The following is a 16,168-nucleotide window of genomic DNA, read 5'->3' on the forward strand; positions in this document are numbered from 1 at the left end:
GCTCAACGATCTGCGTGTCCGTCATGCCATCCCCTTCGGGCTCCCCCAGAAGCCGGGGAGCGCAGAACGGGGGCGCCACGGTTGCCGTTCGGTTCGGGCTCACACCGCCTGTCGCGTCCTAGGAAGATAGGTCAAACGCCGGAGGGGAAGGTCTCGGGTTCGCGGGTGTCGGTGGTCGCCGGGTGCAGCGGGCGGACCGCCTGCGTCTCGTCGAACCAGAGGAAGGCGTCGTAGCGTTCGCCCAGCACCGTCGGGACATAGTTGCCCCAGCGTTCACGGTCCGGGCGGTAGACCACACCGATCGCCCGGTGGGCCAGCTCGTCCGTCAGCAGGACGGGGCCGTCCTGCGGGAAGACGAACAGCGCACGGGACGGTGCCGTCGCGTGCAGCACGTCCTCCAGGGAGTCCGGCCGGGCCGGCGGCACACCCATCTCCCGCATCGGCGCGCCCCACGAGTCGCCCGCGATGACCGCGCCGCGGTGTGTACCGAAGCCCACCAGCACCACCCGGTCCCGGCCGTAACGGTCGCGGGCCAGCTCGCCCAGCGTGTTCTCGCCGTGCCGGGACTGGTCCGTGGCGCGGGCGTCGCCCACGTGGGTGTTGTGCGCCCACACGACCGCCTTCGCCCCGGGACCGTAGTGGTCGAGCAGCCGGTCCAGGGTCTCGTCCATGTGCCGGTCGCGGACGTTCCACGAGCGCGGGCCGCCGTGCACCATCGCCCGGTAGTAGTGCTCGGCACCCGCGACCACCTCGGCGTTCTGCCAGGCGGCGAACTCCCCCGCCGCGGCTGCCGCCCGCCCGCGCAGCCGCACCAGCAGGTCCACCACCTCGTTCTCGCAGGTGGCCGACACGAATCGGGTGGCCCACGCGTACGACCGCGGGTCCTCGGCGAACGGCTCGAAGCACCGGTACGCGGCCAGCGCGGCCGGCACCTGATCCGGGTCGTGCTCGCGCAGGTGCACCAGGATCTCCCGCATCGACTCCCACAGCGAGTACACGTCCAGGCCGTGGAAGCCCACCGGCCGCTCGCGGCTCTCGTTGCCCGCCCGCAGCCACCGGCAGAAGTCGGTCACCTCCTCGTTGGCCCACATCCACGTCGGCCACCGGTCGTACGCCAGCAGCGCCTCGCGCGGATCCGCGGGCTCGCCCGGCACTCCCCGCACACTGCGGTCCACCCGGGCGCAGTCGGGCCAGTCCCCCTCGACCGCGACGAACGAGAAGCCCTGCTCCTCGATCAGCCGGCGGGTGAGCGCCGCACGCCAGGTGTAGAACTCGTGGGTGCCGTGGCTCGCCTCGCCCAGCAGCACGACCCGGGCCGGGCCGGTCCGTTCGACCAGCTCGTCGAGGTCTCCGGGGTCCCGCAGCGGGGTCGCCAGGGATGCCACTTCGTCGCCGTAGCGCGCCATGGGCCGCCGCCTACCCGGCCCCCATGCCGTTCATACGTCTGACTCTTGGCTCTCAGCGCAGCGACACCGCGACCGCGCGTGCCTCCTCCAGATCCGCGAAGCCCTCCAGGCGGTAGGTGAGCTTGCCGCTGGTCCAGACCAGCGTGGGGCCGGCCAACCGGGCGGTCTCTACGCGCTCGACGCCGTCCCGCCCGACGTAGGTCACCGGATGCGGCTGCGGCAGCCAGATCGCGTCCGCGCCCGCTACTTCGACCCACTGGGCCTCGGGAGCGGACTTGAAGAAGTACGGGCTGACCCCACCGTCGAACTGGTCGAGCCGGACCGTGCCGCCGCGGTAGACCAGCGTGACCACCCGGGGCGCGCCGGACGGATCCGGGTCGCCCAGTTCCACCCGCTCGGGCGGGCCGAGCTTGTCCGGGACCAGCACCGGGAACAGCGCCACGCGCCGGGCGGTCTCCAGGCTCCCGGTGCGCACCGACGGCAGCGGGCTCGGGTCAGCCGGCAGGCCGCGGGGAGCGGGCTCCTGGCGTACCTCGATCCCCGCGATGCGCAGCAGCCCGCCGACGGCGTCGACCACCGCCGCGCGGGCCGGGGTGATCCCGGCGACCAGCGCGATCAGCGCGGCCACGGCGGCAACGATCCACCGGCGGCCGGGCAGCGGCCGGCTCCGGACGGCCGGGAACCATCGGCGGCGGGGCGCGGGCTGCGTGAGCCGGGCCCGCACCGCGGCCCGCTGGTCGGCCGCATCGGGTACGTCGAGACGGGTCGCGAGCGCCCGCAGCTCCCGGGCGAGATCGCCGAAGTCGTCGAGGTCGTCAGGCACCGGGCACCCCCTGCCCCACGAGGCGGCCGCGCAGTTTGGCGAGCGCCCGCGACGTCCGCGACTTCACCGTGCCCTTGGGCAGGCCCAGGGTCTCCGCCGTCTCCGCCTCCGACAGGTCCAGCAGGAAACGGCAGACCAGCACCTCTCGGTCCCGCGTGTCGAGCAGCCGGAGCTGCTCGACCAGCTGACGCCGGCGCTCACCCTCGACGACCGACTCGGCCGGGTCCGGCTCGGCCGCCTCCGGATGCTCGCGGGCGGCGGCGCGCAGCACCAAGCCGTCGCGCCGGCGGCGGGACCGGTGCAGGTTGCGGGTCTCGTTGGCGACGATCGCCAGCAGCCACGGCCGGAACCCGGACCGGCCCTGGTAGTGCGCGAGCTGCCGGTACGCCTTCACGAACGCCTCCTGCACCACGTCGTCGGCGTCGGCCCCCGCACCGAGCAGGACGGCGGCCCGGTGCGCGGGCGTGGTGTAACGGACGACGAGGACCTCGTACGCGTCCACGTCGCCGGTGCGGGCACGCGCCACGGCTGCCGCATCGTCCAGTTCGGTCACCATCACCTCCTCGACACCGCCCGCCGGGGAAAGGTTCCCGGGAACCCGAGGAGCACCTCGCGGTGTCGGCAGGACATGACGACCCGGCGGGATCTTCTCATCATCGCGGGCGGCGCCGCCCTGCTGTCCGGTTGCCGCGACGAGCCGCGCCGCGCTGTGTCCGTACCGGATGTGGTCGTGGCCGGGACCCGCGACGGCCTGGTGGTGCTCGGCGGGCCGCACCCGCGCGGGCTCGGCCGGACGGCGGTGATCAGCGCCGACGGGGCGGTGGCGGGCGCGCTCGGGCGGGACGCGGCCGGCCGGCCGGCCCTGGTCCGGCTGGACCCGGCGACCGGCGAGCTCGGCCCTCCGCTGCCGCTGGCCGCCGGCTGGCTCCCGCGGGTGATCAGCGCCGACGGCGCGAGCTGCGCCCTGACCCGCCCGGCCGCGGCGGCCCGGGCCCGGACGACGATCCTGGTCCTCGCCGGTACGGGACACCGGGAGTACGACCTCAGCGGCGTCGTCGAACCGGACGCGTTCACCCAGGACGCCACCGGCCTGTTCGTGCTGGAGTGGCTGCCGGCCACGGCGCCGGACCACTACCGGGTACGCCGGCTCGACCTCGCCACGGGCTCCCTGGAGCCGCTGCTGACCCGGGACAAGTCGCCGGTGCCGGCGGGCGCCGAGGAGGAGATGCGCGGCGACGGCCGGCAGGCGGTGCTCTCCCCGGACCGGCAGATCCTCTACACGCTCTACACCCACCAGCCCGGCCACCTGCACACCCGCGACCTGCTGGCCGGGCGCACCGGCGGCGTCCACGCGTTCGTGCACGTGCTGCACCTGGCCCAGGGGTGGGCGTACTGCCTGGACCTGCCGGACCCGTTCGGCCAGGGCCCGGCCGAGGGGCACGCGCTGGCGGCGAGCGCGGACGGGCGGCGCCTGGCGATCGCCCACGCGATGGCGGGCGTGGTGCTGTACGCCGACACCGACGCGCTGGCGATCGACGCGACCGCCGCGGTGCCGACCGTGGCGGATGCGGCGAGCCTGGCCTTCACCCCGGACGGGCAACGCCTGCTGCTGGGCGCCGGGAAGACGGTGACCGTGCTGAAGGCGGGCGGCACGGTGCAGGCCGGCTGGACCGTGCCGGCACCGGTCCGCGGCCTCGGGATCAGCAGCGACGCGTCCCGGGTCTACGTGGGCGGCGCCGACGAGCTGCTCTGGCTGGACGCGGCCACCGGCGGTGTGCGAGGGCGGGCACCGGTCGCCGGGCTGACCGAACTACGACACGTGCGATAGGGAGGGCTTTCTGCCAGGGTGACCTCATGTCCCTCTACGAGGCGGCCGGGGGCGCCCCGGCGATGCTCGCGCTGGCCACCGACTTCCACGCCCGCTGCCTGGCCGACCCGCAGCTCGAACACCCCTTCTCGCATCCCGGCAATCCCGAGCACGTGCAGCGCCTCGCCGACTACTGGGGTGAGGTGTTCGGCGGCCCGCCCGTCTACTCGGAGTCCTACGGCGGGCACTCCGGCATGCTCGGCATCCACGCCAACCAGGGCGCCTACCCGGAAACAGGGGACCGTTTCGTGGCGTGTTTCGTGGCCGCCCTGGACGGCGCGCACCTTCCGGCGGATCCGGAGCTGCGCGCCGCCCTGAGCGGCTACATCCGCTGGGCCACCGACGAGGTCATGACGTACTCCCCCGCCGGCGCCCGGGTCCCGGCGGGGCTGGCCACGCCGCGCTGGGACTTCGACGGTCTACGACGCTGAACAGGTGATCGCCGGGGTCGGTGCCGGTCCCGTGCCGACGAAGCCGAACGTGGCGCTCGCTCCGGGGGCCAGGGCGCCGTTGTGGGCGGCGTTGCGGACCGTCGCGGTCGAGCCCGACGTGGTCAGCGTGCCGTTCCACAGCGAGGACACCGCTGTGCCGGCCGGGTTGGTCCAGGTGGCCGTCCAGGCACGGGTGGCCGCCGTACCGGTGTTCTTGATCGTGACCTCACCCTGGAAGCCGCCGGACCAGGCGCCGGTCTGGCTGTAGGTGGCGGAGCAGGTGCCGGACGGCACGGGCGGGGTGGACGCCGACGCCGTCGGGGTGGCCGAGGCAGTCGAGGAGGGCGAGCCGGTGGGATCGATACCACCGCCGTACCGGGCGGCCAGGCTGATGCCGGTGGTGCTGCCCGCGCCGCCCAGCGGGACCTGGTGGTCCAGGCTGACGAACTTGCCGCCGTACTGCCACAGGGCCGGCTTGAGCAGGGCATACTTCTGCTCGTCCCAGGTCTTCCAGTCGTCGAGCAGCAGCCCGCCGGTGTCGCCGGAGTTCGGGTTGAGCACCCAGAACGTCTGGTGCAAGTGCTTCTCCACGATCAGGTCGCGCAGGGCGGTCATCCACTTGTCCTGCCGCGGGTCCTGGCCCAGCCGGCCACCCCACTCGCCGACCAGCAGCGGCGCGGTGCCGGAGTCGTGCACGTAGAGCCAGTTCGGCGTCCACACGTCGGTGGTCAGCGAGGCCTTGTCGAACGACTTCTGGAACCACGGCTGGTCGAACACCAGCGGCCCGTAGTCGTGCGGCGAGTAGACCAGCTGGTCCTGGTTGGCGCCCAGGTTGATCGGGTGCTCGGCGACGCCGCGCAGGTTGCCGCCCCACCAGGTGTTGTGGAAGTTGGAGCTCAGGTCGGGGTTGGTGTTCGGCGAGGACCAGGTCGAGCCGGCCTTCGGGTAGACCTGGATGCCCTCGACCAGCACCAGCACCTTGGGGTTGATCGCCAGGATCCGCTTGGCCGCGGTCTCCGCCACGTACTTCCAGTTGTCGGCGTCGGTGGAGCCGTCCCACTTGGCGCGGGGAGTCTCGTTCTGCGCGCCGTGCGGCTCGTTCTTGATGTCCATCGCGACCAGGGTGTCGTCGCTCTTGTAGCGCGCGGTCACCCACTCCCACGCCTGGTAGAAGTTCTCGGTGGTGATGGTGCCCTTCCACCACACCGGGTGGTTGTGGCCCGAGTTGTCGGCCTCGGCGCTGTGCACGTCGAGCAGGACCTTCATGCCGTACTGGCGGCAGAGGGCCAGGAACGCGTCGAAGACCTGCAGGGTGGTCTTGCCGGTCAGCTCCGGGTTGGCGTACGTGTTGACGCCGGAGGCCACGGCGGCCTGCCCGGCCTTCCACTCCAGCAGCAGCTGGGCCGAGATCGGCACCCGGACCAGGTTGATGCCCCGGTCGGCCATGGACTTGGTGACCTCGGTGAGGTTCGCCGACCAGAGCCCGTGGAACACGCGCTCACCGGCGTTGAAACCGAACCAGTTGGTGCCGGTGAGCCACACCGGGTTGCCGGCTTCGTCGACGATCTGGTTGCCGCTGACGTGCAACCAGTCCTCGGCCGGGGCGGCGGCCGCGGCCGAGGAGGTGCCGGTGGAGGCGAACCACAGCAGCGGGGCGGCGAGGGCGGCCGCCGCGGCTGCGGCGAGACGCCGTTTGGATCGGGTCGAGAACATGCGCGGGTTCCTCCGGTGGGGATGACGAGGATGGTGGGAGCGCTCCCACGCACAGCATGGAACATCGACGAAACCAAATCCAGTGTTTCGCGGCAGAAAACCCGCCGTTACAGCTGGGCGTCGCGCAAGAGCTCGAGGGTCGGCTCGAGCTGGGAGTGCAGCGGGGCCGGCAGGGCGCCCGGGTCGAACCACCCCAGTTCGTCGAACTTGTGCGGTTCGCCGATCGCCGCGGTGGCCGGGTCGACGTGGACCGCGAAGACCACGGCGACCCAGTGCGACAGCGGTTCCGTGCGGACCACGTTGCGGACGCCGAGCAGGCTGATCTCGCGTGGCTCGGTCACGTACTCCTCTTTGACCTCGCGGGTCACCGCGGCCTCGAAGGTCTCGCCGAACTCCAGCGCGCCCGCCCCGGTGTCCCAGGTGCCGGGCTCGTCGCGGGCACCGGCGGAACGCCGGGCGAGCAGGATCCGCCCGGCACCGTCGTGGCAGATGAAGACGCAGGAGACGCGCGGTTCACGGGACATGGCCGCTCATTCTGCCCGACCCGGCTCAGGTAACGAACTTTCATGGGTTTTCCGCCGCGGGTGGGCTCAGCCGCAGGCCAGCCGGGCGGCGGCCCAGTCGGCGTGGTCGTTGCCGTTGCCGTTGCCGCCGTCGGTCACCCGCAGCTCCAGGCTCCGCACCCCGGTCACGTCGACGTCCAGGCGCTGGGCGGGGTCCGCGCCGGTCAGCACGCCGGTCTGCGCCAGCCGGGTGCCGTCGCCCCAGACCTCGAACGTGACCGAGCCCCCACCGCCGGTCTCGTCGTCGACGCCCACGTCGGCGCGCAGGCGGGTGCAGTCGCCGCCGAGCTCGGCCCGGACCGTGGACGCCGCGTGCACACCGATGCCCTTGGGATAGACGGTGTCGCCGATGGTCAGCGGGTTGCCGTCGGCCGCGCCCTGTTCGCCGTTGCTGCGGTCCTTCTCGGCCGGGCCCCAGCCGTTCACCGGGGCGGTGAACGGGCGGTCGCTGAGCCAGCCGTAGCCGGCCGGCAGCGGCGCCTCGGTGGTGGCGGTCGCGGTGGTGGTCGAGGCGAAGCCCTCGGGGGTGGTGGTCTCGGCCGTCGCGGTGAGCCGGTACGTGCCGATGTCGGTGCCCGCCGGGGCGGTGACGGTGAACGCGGCCGTCTCGCGCTCGTCGACGGCGCCCAGGTCCACCGAGGCCGGTTGCACGGTCCAGCCCTCGGGCGCGGTCAGCCGTACCGTCGCGTCCCGCAGACCCGCCGCGCAGCGCGCCACGACCTGGACCCGCACCGGTTCGGCCGTGCCGGGCTCGATCCGGCCGTCCGTGGTGACCGTCAGCTCCGGCGGGCAGGGCGCCGGCACGTCGGCGTCCGGGACGCCGTCCGCGGCGACCTCGGCCCGGCTGAGCGGCCGCAGCACCAGCTCGTGCGAGTACGGCTGCGTCGGCGACAGCCGGTACGGCGGGAGCACCGAGTTGGGCGTCTCCCCCATCCCGGTCTCACCGGCCTCAGCGTGCAGCGTCACCCGGTCCCTGTTGCGCACCAGCGGCAGCTGATGGTCGTACTCGGCCCGGTCGAGGTCGTCGTAGGCGGTCACGCTGACGTCGGAGGTGCCGCCGACCAGCAGTCCGCCGCGCTGGTCGTGCAGGGTGGCCCAGCGGGTGTCGGTGTGGTTGCCGTACGCCTGCGGCCGCGAGTACCGCACGTACTCCTTGTCGACCGTGCTGCGGTAGACGCCCATGGGGGCCCCGCTGCGCCGGTCGTTGTAGGACTCCTGCGGGCCGCGCCCGTAGTAGGCGAAGCGCTGCATAGAGCCGGGCACCCGCAGCGAGATGCCGACCCGCGGCAGGTACGGCAGCGCACCCACCCGGGAGCCCTTGGCGGCGACGTCCTGGCGCAGCGTGACGGTGCCCCGCCGGTCGATCCGGTACGTCAGCGTCTGGTCGAAGGACAGCAGCGCCTCGGTGCCGGGGCCGGCCGCGACACTGCGCACCTCGACCACGACGGCGTCGGCCTCGGTCCGGGTCCGCACCCCGGCGACCGTGGTCCGCAGCCGGTCCAGGCCGGTCTCGTGCCAGATCCGCCGGTCGTCGGTGCCCCAGTCGTACGTCTCGTTGCTGGTCGGCGGCCGGTACACGTCCAGCTGAGGCCCGCCGCGCAGCAGTTCCCGGCCGCCCGCGCGCATCGAGGTGAGCGAGCCGTCGTCGAAGCGGTAGGCGAAGTCGCGGCCGGACACGGTGACGGTGTCGCCGCTGGTGGCCACGGCCGGCGCGCCGGGCGCGGGCAGCGGGAGGATGCCCGGCACCGCGCGGCCGCCGACGGCGAACTGGTCGTACCCGACGATCCAGCCGCGGCGGGCCCAGGCGGTGTCCCGGTTGCTCGCGGCGGTCACGGTGAGGAAGCGTTCCCGGTCGGCCGGGTTGCCCGGCAGCGGCCCGGGATCCAGCTCGGCGGTCTGTCCCGGGGCGAGCCGGACTCGCCGGCTGCCGGAGCGCAGCACGTCGCTCTGCTCCTTGACCTGCCAGCGCACGGTCAGGTCGAAGGCGCCGGCCTGCTGCTCGTTGTGCAGGCGGATGGTGGTGCCGGCGCGGGTGATCCGGACCGGGGCCTGGGCCCAGGCCATCTCGGCGGTCTCCGGCTGCACGTAGCGGTCCGAGCCGACCAGGCCGTCCGTGCCGGACAGGCTGATGCCCAGGCTCAGGAAGTCGCCCTTGCGCTGGAAGCGGTCGAAGTTCAGGGCCAGCACCGCGCCGGCGACCGGGTCTTCGCCCGCGGCGAGCTGCGCCGGGGTGAGCGCGGAGGGGTAGACGCGGGCGTCGTCGATCAGGCCGCGGCCGAGCCGGATGCTCCACAGGTCGTTGTCCTGCTGGGTGTCGGCGTTGCGGCCCAGGTTGACCTCGAACAGGCCCGGGTCCACCGCACCGGTACGGGCCGTGGTCGCCACCTCGGCGCCGTCGATGTACAGCCGCAGGGCGGTGCCGTCGTAGACGCCGGTGACGCGGTGCCAGGCGCCGTACCAGTCGGCCGGTACGTCCGCCGCGGCCGTCGCCCAGCCACCCGCGTTCACCCCGAACTCCAGGGTGTCGCGGTCGCGCATCTGCAGCGCGTACCCCTGGCCCTTGGTCAGGATCGGGAAGCTGCCGGCCCACTCGCCCGGCTGGACCCAGGCGTCCAGCGTCAGCGGACCGGTCAGGTCCAGCCGCTTGTCGCGGAACACGTCCACGAAGTCGTCCAGGCTGGACAGGGCCACGGCCCGGCCACGGCGTCCGGGGACCGTGCCGGGCTTGCCGACCAGGAATGTCTGGATGCCGTGGGCCGCGTCCGGGGTGGTGATCAGCGGCTGGCGCAGGTTCTGCTCGGCCCAGTCCCAGATGAAGCCGCCCTGCATGGCCGGATACTTGCGGGCCAGGGCCCAGAACTGGTCGAAGTTGCCCAGCCCGTTGCCCATGGCGTGGGCGTACTCGCCCATCACGATCGGCTTGGTGCTGCTCAGGGTGCGGCTCTCCAGCCGGGCCGGGGTCGGGTAGCGGGGACCGTCCACGTCGGCGAACGGGGCGTCGCCGTCCGGGTTGTTGGACTGGTGGTAGAGCAGCCGGGTCGGCTCGTGGGCGTCGGCCCAGGCCGCCATCGCGGAGTGCGCGGCGCCGAGGCCGGCCTCGTTGCCGGTGTCCCAGAAGATGACGCTCGGGTGGTTCTTGTCCCGGGCGACCATCGCCTGGAAGCGGTCGGCGAACGCGGCCTGCCACTCCGGGCGGTCGGCCAGGCAGTTCGACGGGCAGGTCTCGTGGCTGTGCGTCTCGATGTCCACCTCGTCGTCGACCCACAGGCCGTGCTCGTCGGCCAGGTCGTACAGGTAGGGGTCCGACGGGTAGTGCGAGGTGCGGACGGCGTTGAGGTGCAGCCGCTTCATCAGGAAGACATCGTCACGCTGGGCCTGCCGGGTCACGTGCCGGCCGGTGTCCGGATCGGTCTCGGCCCGGTTGGTGCCCTTGATCAGGATGCGCGCGCCGTTGACGAGGATCTGCCGGTCGCGGACCTCGATCTCGCGGAAGCCGACCGGCTGCGCGGTCGTGTGCAGGGCCCGCCCGTCCGGGCCGAGCAGCTGCAGCACCAGGGTGTAGAGGTTGGGCTCCTCGGCGCTCCACTTCGCCGGGTTGCTGATCGGGGCGGTCAGCGTCACCGTGCCGGTGCCCGCCGCGGCGGTCATGGTGGTCACGGTCCGGCCGCGCCGGTCCCGCAGGGTGCCGCGCACGGTGAAGTCGCCGGGCGCGCCGGTGAGCTCGACCCGGGCGCGGAGCGTCGCGTCCCGGTACGCCGCGTCCAGGTCGGTGGTGATGGTCGCGTCGCGCAGCCGGGTCTGGGCGAAGCGGTAGAGCCGCACGTCGCGGAAGATGCCGCTGTAGCGCCACTGGTCGACGTCCTCGAGGTACGCGCCGCTGCCCCAGCGGTGCACCTGGACGGCGATGCTGTTGCGGCCCGGGCGCAGCCGCTCGGTGATGTCGAACTCGGCCGGGGTGTAGCCGCCCTGGTCGTAGCCGACGTACCCGCCGTTCACCCAGACCAGATAGTTGCTGGTCACGCCCTCGAAGCGGAGCAGGACCCGGTCGCTGTCGCGGGTCCAGTCCGCGGGCAGGTCGACCGTGCGCAGGTACGCCCCGGTCGGGTTGACGTCGCGGGGCACCTTCGGCGGGTCGTCGGGGACGATGTCGGAGGGGATGTTGCGGAACATCGGGTGGTCGATGAAGTCGGACTGCCAGGTGTGCGGCACCGAGACCGACGGCCAGCCGGACGCGTCGAAGCCGGCGCCGTGGAAGGCCGCGGGCACGTCGTCCGGCCGGTCGAAGATCTTGAGGCGCCACTTGCCGTTCAGCGAGGTGACGTTGGGGTCACGCGCGTCGTGGCTGGTCACGTCGGCCGCGGCGGCGCGGGCACTGGCGTACGGCCGCAGGTCCGTGTGCGGCGCCTCCTGGCCCTCGCCGGTGAGCTGCGGATCCTCCAGGTAGCGGTAGACGTCCGCCACCGTCTGCGGGCCCTCCCCGGCCGGTGCCGCCGCGGCCGCCGCCGGCGGTGTCACCAGCGGCAGCACGAGAGCGACGGTGAGGGCAGCGCGGGGAATCCACGACGGGGCACGGCGCATCGATCGCTCCTGACGGTTCGGGATGCAGGAAGGCGTGCCATTGAAGGCTTTCAATGGCACGCCCGCCTGTCAACCGTCACCGCCGAGCGGTGCTGCCCACCTTCACGGGACAGGCAGCGCCGAAGACGGCCCGCTCCCCGACGGTGTACCGGCAGCCGAAGTACGCCGCCGCCACGGCGCGCCGGTTCAGGATCGCGTCCCCGCCGGGGCGGTGGCCGCCACGGACCCAGGTCACCAGGTCGTCGAAGCCCTGGCGCAGCTCGGCCTGGGTGAAGTCGCAGTGCCCGACGCCGCGGACCGCCCGGGAGACGAACAGCTTCGACCGGCCGTTCTGCAAGGCACGGCGGGCGTACACCTGCTCCATCGAGAACGGTACGAACAGGTCACCGATGTCGTGCATCGAGAGCACCGGCACCGGCGGCCGCCCGTCCACCCGGGGCACGCCGTCCAGGCCCCGGCTCGGCCGGGCGGTCGGCGCCACCCGCAGCACGTCCCGGTTGAGCTGCCACTCGGCCCGGGTGGGCAGGAGCCGGTCGGTGCTGCGGTAGAGCGTGAACCGGTTGTCGGTGAGGTTGCCCTCCGCAATGTTGGCGGTGCCGCCGGACAACCCCGGGTAGAGACCGAAGACGAACGGCAGGTCCGCGGTGGGTGCCGAGGAGGGCGCGGCATTCCAGTACGCGAACGACGCGGCGAAACCCGGCCGCTCGCCCCCGGTGCGCCGCTCGACGACGTCCGACCAGGTCCGGCCGGCTCCGGTGAGCACCGGCGGCTTGCCGGTCGTGACGCCCAGGGCCGGCAGGATCCGCTTGACCTGCTCGCGCCACCGGTCCGCGAAGCCGGCGTCCGGCGTCAGCGGGAAGTCGATGTCGACACCGGCGAGCGCGGCCGCGGTGACGTTGGAGTCCAGGAAGTAGTCGAACAGCTCGGCGTCACCCAGGACGCCGCAGACCGGCATCGCACCGACGAACGAGCGCGGGTGCTCCTCGATCGCGACCGCGGTGATGTGGCCGCCCATCGAGGCGCCGGTCATGTAAACGGACCGGGCCCGCTGGGCGGTGACCTGGCGGAAGAGGTCGATCAGCGCGTACGAGTCGCGGACGCCCTGGCCCACGTCGTAGCCGTTGGTCTGGTAGCTGGAGGCCGCCCAGGCGAAGCCCCGGGCGATGTAGTGCGCACGCAGCGACGGGCTGTCCACGTACACAGTGGTGCCGGTGCCGCGGTAGCCGTGCGCGTACACGACCAGCTGGCCGTTCCAGGCCTTCGGCACCTCGATCCGGTACGCCGCGCCGTCGCGGATGCCGGTGTGCACGACGGAATCCGGGGTGGCGGTGAACGGGGTGCCGTTCGGCTCACAGGCCGGGTCGGCGACCAGGTAGCCGGGCCGGGTGGTGCTGGCGACGGGCGCGGCGCAGGTGGGCGCGGCAGCCGACGCGGGGGCGGCGAGCACGCCGGCGATCAGGGCCGGCGCCACAGCGAGCGCGAATTTTTTCCGGCTGATTCTCACAGGGTTACCTCCGAGTAACACTCAAGAACCCCCGCCGGTCGCTGTCAAGGCCGGTGATTTCACCGATGTGCCGGGCCGAGGTCCGGCCGAAGACTGGCGCTCGTCGATCCCGTCCCATCCGAGGAGAGTCCGACGTGCAGTCACCCACCATCCCCACCCGGTCCCGGCGGTTCTTCGTCACCGCGGCCGCCACGCTGGCTCTGATCGCCGGCTCCCTGACCGGAGCCACCAGCGCGCAGGCCGCGGGCCCGTACGAGCGCGGGCCGGCCCCGACCACGGCCAGCCTGGACGCCAGCCGCGGGCCGTTCGCGACCGCTCAGCAGAGTGTCTCCCGGCTCAGCGTCTCCGGCTTCGGCGGCGGCGTCATCTACTACCCGACCAGCACCGCCGAGGGCACCTTCGGCGCTGTCGCCATCTCCCCCGGCTACACCGCGAGCTGGTCGAGCATCAGCTGGCTCGGGCCGCGGATCGCCTCGCACGGCTTCGTGGTCATCGGCATCGAGACCAACTCGACCCTCGACCAGCCCGCCTCCCGGGGCAACCAGCTGCTCGCGGCGCTGGACTACCTGACCCGCGGCAGCTCGGTGCGCACCCGCATCGACGCGAGCCGGCTCGCCGTGGCCGGGCACTCGATGGGCGGCGGCGGTTCCCTGGAGGCCGCCAAGGACCGGCCGTCGCTGCAGGCCGCGGTGCCGCTGGCCCCGTGGAACCTGACCAAGTCCTGGTCGGGCCTGCGGGTGCCGACCCTGATCGTCGGCGGCGAGAGCGACACCATCGCGCCCGTCGCCTCGCACTCGATCCCGTTCTACACCAGTATCCCGTCGGCCACCGAGAAGGCGTACCTCGAGCTCAACAACGCCAGCCACTTCTTCCCGCAGACCACCAACACCCCGACCGCCCGCCTGACGGTGGCCTGGCTCAAGCGCTTCGTCGACGACGACACCCGCTACGACCAGTTCCTCTGCCCGGGGCCGAGCAGCTCGGCCATCTCCGACTACCGCAACACCTGCCCCCTGTCCTGACCATGCTGTCCTGATCGGAGCCGGCGGGCGCGCGTGCCCCGCCGGCTCCCGATCTCATGACCAGGAGTCGAGCAGTCCCAGGAGCTCGGCGGCGAACGCGGCCGGGCGTTCGATGTGGGGCGAGTGGCCGCAATTGTCGTAGACGACCTCGCGGTAACTGCCACCGTTCCCGGCATACCGCTCCAGCACCGCACGGGTCTGGCCGACCATGGGCTGCGGCGGGCACGCGTCGGCGCCGGGCCAGTCCGGCACGGCGCCGATCGAGCCCAGGTACGCCCGGTCGAGCAGCGAGGTGTCCGACACGATCACGTCCCGGTCGCCGCGGATCCAGACGATCGGTGGCTTCCGCGCCGCACCGACGAGGGCGTCGGCGACGTTGAAGTGGTTCGGGGCCATGGCGTTGAGCACGCCCCGGTCGCCCGGCCCGAACCACGGCCAGCTGCCGGCCGGCTTGGCGTCGCCCGGGTAGTTGTCCTCGCCGACGGCGGTACTGAGCATCGACCTGAGCAGCAGCTCCTCGTCGTCACCGAGCGATGCCGGGTCGGCCACGTACGTGGAGCGCAGCACGGACAGTGGGCTCGTCCGCGCCTCGGCGCTGCGGTCGCCCGCCGCGATGCGGGCCACGAAGTCGGGGTTGGCGCCGCCGCCCCCGGTGCCGGCGAAGTCCGCCGAGGTCGGGGTGCCGTCGAGGTCGCGGGTGCCGCCGAAGCCGTACGGGCTCACCGGCGCCTCCAGCAGGACCGACGCCAACCGGCCCGGGTGGTCGGCGAGCAGCTGCAGGACCACGCCGCCACCCATCGAGTGCCCGGCGGCCACCACGGGGCCGCTCCGGGGGAACAGGACGCGGTCGTCGAGCAGCGCGGCCACATCGTCGGCGAAGTCCCGCAGGCCCCGGGTGGCGTCCACCGGCGCGGCCTCGCTGCGGCCGTACCCGCGCAGGTGCGGGGCGACGACCCGGATGCCGTCCGGGAGCCGGCGGATCAGGGGCAGCCAGAACTCCGCGGACGAGCAGTTGCCGTGCACCAGCAGCACCGGCACGCCGTCGTCCGGTCCACCGACGAGCACGTCATAGGTGACGCCGCGGGCCGGGCGGAGCCACTCGATGTTCTCCATCGGCCGATCCTGGCACAGGCGCGCGAACGGTCCGGGCGAGGTGCGTCTCTCCCCAGCTGCACAGTTGGGCGACGAGGGGCACGAGGGTCCGGCCGTACTCCGAGATCGAGTAGGTGACGCGCGGCGGCACCTCCCGCGCGTCGTGCCGGTCGATGATGCCGTCGGCCACCAGTTCCTGCAGGTGCCGGATGAGCATGCGTTCGGTGATGTCAGGAATGCTGCGCCGTAGTTCCCCGGTGCGCATCGGCCCGTCGACCAGCCGCCACAGGATCGTGCCCTTCCAGCGGCCCGCGATGACGTTCACCGCGGCGTCGACCGGACACTGTGCACTATCGGGGAGATCCTGACTCATGGATCCACCATAGCTAGGCGCTGACAAATTTGTCAGTACTGGCGGGATTTGCAGTACCACGGTCTCATGGGGGCATGAATCTGGTACTGGCCGTCGCCGCGCTCACCGTGGCGGGCGTCATGGTGGGCGTGGAATTCAGCGTCGCCGTCTTCGTCAACCCCATCTTCGACCGGCTGCCGGGCAACAGTGGTCTGGCCGGCCGGGCCGACGGTGGCCGCGTGCTGGGCCGCGTCATGCCGGTCTGGTACTCGGCGTCGCTCATCCTCACCATCGTGCTGGCGGTGATCCACCGTCACGACCCGGGCGTGGGCGCTCTGATCGGCGGGGCGGCGCTCTTCGTGCTGAGCATCGTCATGTCGATCGCCGTGCTCGTGCCCATCAACAACCGCGCGAAGAACTGGACGCCCGAACGAGCGCCGGACAACTGGCGCGAGCAGCAAGCGCGCTGGGACCGGTACCACTACGCCCGCGTCGCCGTCATCGTCACAGCCCTCGTCCTCGTCACGATCGGCGTCATCCAGAGCGCGTAGGCCGAAGCATCCAGCCGTCAGAATCGAGCCATGCCGACCTACTCGGGCGCCGACGCCACCACACTGTCCTACGACGACACCGGCGGTGACGGTCCGCCGCTGGTCACCCTGGCCGGCGGCTCGGGCCGGCACCCCGCGTACCTGGGTGACCTGGCCGGGCTCGGCCGCCGGCGGCGGCTGATCGTCCCGCATCTGCGTGGGGTGGGCCGCTCGCCGCAGCCCGCCGACGGCACCCTCGGCTCGTTCTGGCAGCAGGCGGCCGACCT

The 16,168-nt window shown here is 72.9% G+C and carries 14 protein-coding genes; 5 read left to right on the top strand and 9 right to left on the bottom strand.

Going from position 1 to position 16,168, the window contains the following annotated elements; all coding sequences use genetic code 11:
* Window positions 1-131: 131 nt before the first annotated feature.
* Genes ACWEOZ_RS43050 through ACWEOZ_RS43060 form a run of 3 tightly spaced genes read right to left on the bottom strand, consistent with a single transcriptional unit; the run spans window position 132 to window position 2,785 of the window.
* Window positions 132-1,406, bottom strand: coding sequence for an erythromycin esterase family protein (locus tag ACWEOZ_RS43050; RefSeq protein ID WP_451916451.1), 1,275 nt, complete (start codon window positions 1,404-1,406; stop codon window positions 132-134).
* Between the two features lie 52 nt (window positions 1,407-1,458).
* Window positions 1,459-2,229: a hypothetical protein gene (locus ACWEOZ_RS43055; RefSeq protein WP_451916452.1), complete on the bottom strand. Its 771-nt coding sequence runs from the start codon at window positions 2,227-2,229 to the stop codon at window positions 1,459-1,461.
* Window positions 2,222-2,785 carry an RNA polymerase sigma factor gene (locus tag ACWEOZ_RS43060; protein ID WP_451916453.1) on the bottom strand — a complete coding sequence of 188 codons (564 nt, stop codon included), beginning with the start codon at window positions 2,783-2,785 and terminating at the stop codon, window positions 2,222-2,224. Before ACWEOZ_RS43060 ends, ACWEOZ_RS43055 begins: the two co-directional genes overlap by 8 nt.
* Before the next feature lie 72 nt (window positions 2,786-2,857).
* Here ACWEOZ_RS43060 and ACWEOZ_RS43065 point away from each other — a divergent pair, with 72 nt between their 5' ends.
* Together ACWEOZ_RS43065 and ACWEOZ_RS43070 are read left to right on the top strand one after the other, a co-directional pair.
* A complete protein-coding gene (locus ACWEOZ_RS43065) occupies window positions 2,858-4,057 on the top strand; it encodes a WD40 repeat domain-containing protein (RefSeq protein WP_451916454.1) in 1,200 nt (399 codons plus the stop codon).
* A 26-nt stretch (window positions 4,058-4,083) separates the two neighbouring features.
* Entirely contained in the window at window positions 4,084-4,527 is a 444-nt protein-coding gene (locus tag ACWEOZ_RS43070; RefSeq protein ID WP_451916455.1) for a group II truncated hemoglobin, read from the top strand.
* Here the strand turns inward: ACWEOZ_RS43070 and ACWEOZ_RS43075 are convergent.
* The 4 genes from ACWEOZ_RS43075 to ACWEOZ_RS43090 all read right to left on the bottom strand — a co-directional run bounded on the left by ACWEOZ_RS43075 (window position 4,516) and on the right by ACWEOZ_RS43090 (window position 12,885).
* Window positions 4,516-6,240: a cellulase family glycosylhydrolase gene (locus ACWEOZ_RS43075; protein ID WP_451916456.1), complete on the bottom strand. Its 1,725-nt coding sequence runs from the start codon at window positions 6,238-6,240 to the stop codon at window positions 4,516-4,518. The genes ACWEOZ_RS43070 and ACWEOZ_RS43075 overlap by 12 nt on opposite strands.
* A gap of 107 nt (window positions 6,241-6,347) precedes the next feature.
* Complete coding sequence (locus ACWEOZ_RS43080; protein ID WP_451916457.1) at window positions 6,348-6,764, bottom strand: NUDIX domain-containing protein; 417 nt, start codon at window positions 6,762-6,764, stop codon at window positions 6,348-6,350.
* Window positions 6,765-6,830: 66 nt separating this feature from the next.
* Complete coding sequence (locus tag ACWEOZ_RS43085) at window positions 6,831-11,381, bottom strand: glycoside hydrolase family 2 TIM barrel-domain containing protein (RefSeq protein WP_451916458.1); 4,551 nt, start codon at window positions 11,379-11,381, stop codon at window positions 6,831-6,833.
* Window positions 11,382-11,457: 76 nt separating this feature from the next.
* Window positions 11,458-12,885 carry a phthalyl amidase gene (locus ACWEOZ_RS43090; protein ID WP_451916459.1) on the bottom strand — a complete coding sequence of 476 codons (1,428 nt, stop codon included), beginning with the start codon at window positions 12,883-12,885 and terminating at the stop codon, window positions 11,458-11,460.
* Between the two features lie 134 nt (window positions 12,886-13,019).
* On the opposite strand from ACWEOZ_RS43090, the gene ACWEOZ_RS43095 reads away from it, so the two are divergent.
* The gene (locus ACWEOZ_RS43095) at window positions 13,020-13,907 is read left to right on the top strand and encodes an alpha/beta hydrolase family protein (protein WP_451916460.1); all 888 of its coding nucleotides are present in this window, start codon (window positions 13,020-13,022) and stop codon (window positions 13,905-13,907) included.
* A gap of 54 nt (window positions 13,908-13,961) precedes the next feature.
* Here ACWEOZ_RS43095 and ACWEOZ_RS43100 read toward each other — a convergent pair whose 3' ends face one another.
* Window positions 13,962-15,020, bottom strand: coding sequence for an alpha/beta hydrolase (locus tag ACWEOZ_RS43100; protein ID WP_451916461.1), 1,059 nt, complete (start codon window positions 15,018-15,020; stop codon window positions 13,962-13,964).
* Window positions 14,974-15,372: a winged helix-turn-helix transcriptional regulator gene (locus tag ACWEOZ_RS43105; RefSeq protein WP_451916462.1), complete on the bottom strand. Its 399-nt coding sequence runs from the start codon at window positions 15,370-15,372 to the stop codon at window positions 14,974-14,976. The genes ACWEOZ_RS43100 and ACWEOZ_RS43105 overlap by 47 nt, the downstream gene beginning before the upstream one ends.
* A 74-nt stretch (window positions 15,373-15,446) precedes the next feature.
* Here ACWEOZ_RS43105 and ACWEOZ_RS43110 point away from each other — a divergent pair, with 74 nt between their 5' ends.
* Together ACWEOZ_RS43110 and ACWEOZ_RS43115 are read left to right on the top strand one after the other, a co-directional pair.
* On the top strand, window positions 15,447-15,902 hold the full coding sequence (locus ACWEOZ_RS43110) for an anthrone oxygenase family protein (RefSeq protein WP_451916463.1): 456 nt from the start codon (window positions 15,447-15,449) through the stop codon (window positions 15,900-15,902).
* Between the two features lie 30 nt (window positions 15,903-15,932).
* On the top strand, window positions 15,933-16,168 hold a 236-nt coding region (locus tag ACWEOZ_RS43115), incomplete at its 3' end, for an alpha/beta fold hydrolase (protein ID WP_451916464.1).

Source organism: Actinoplanes sp. NPDC004185 (assembly GCF_053603475.1).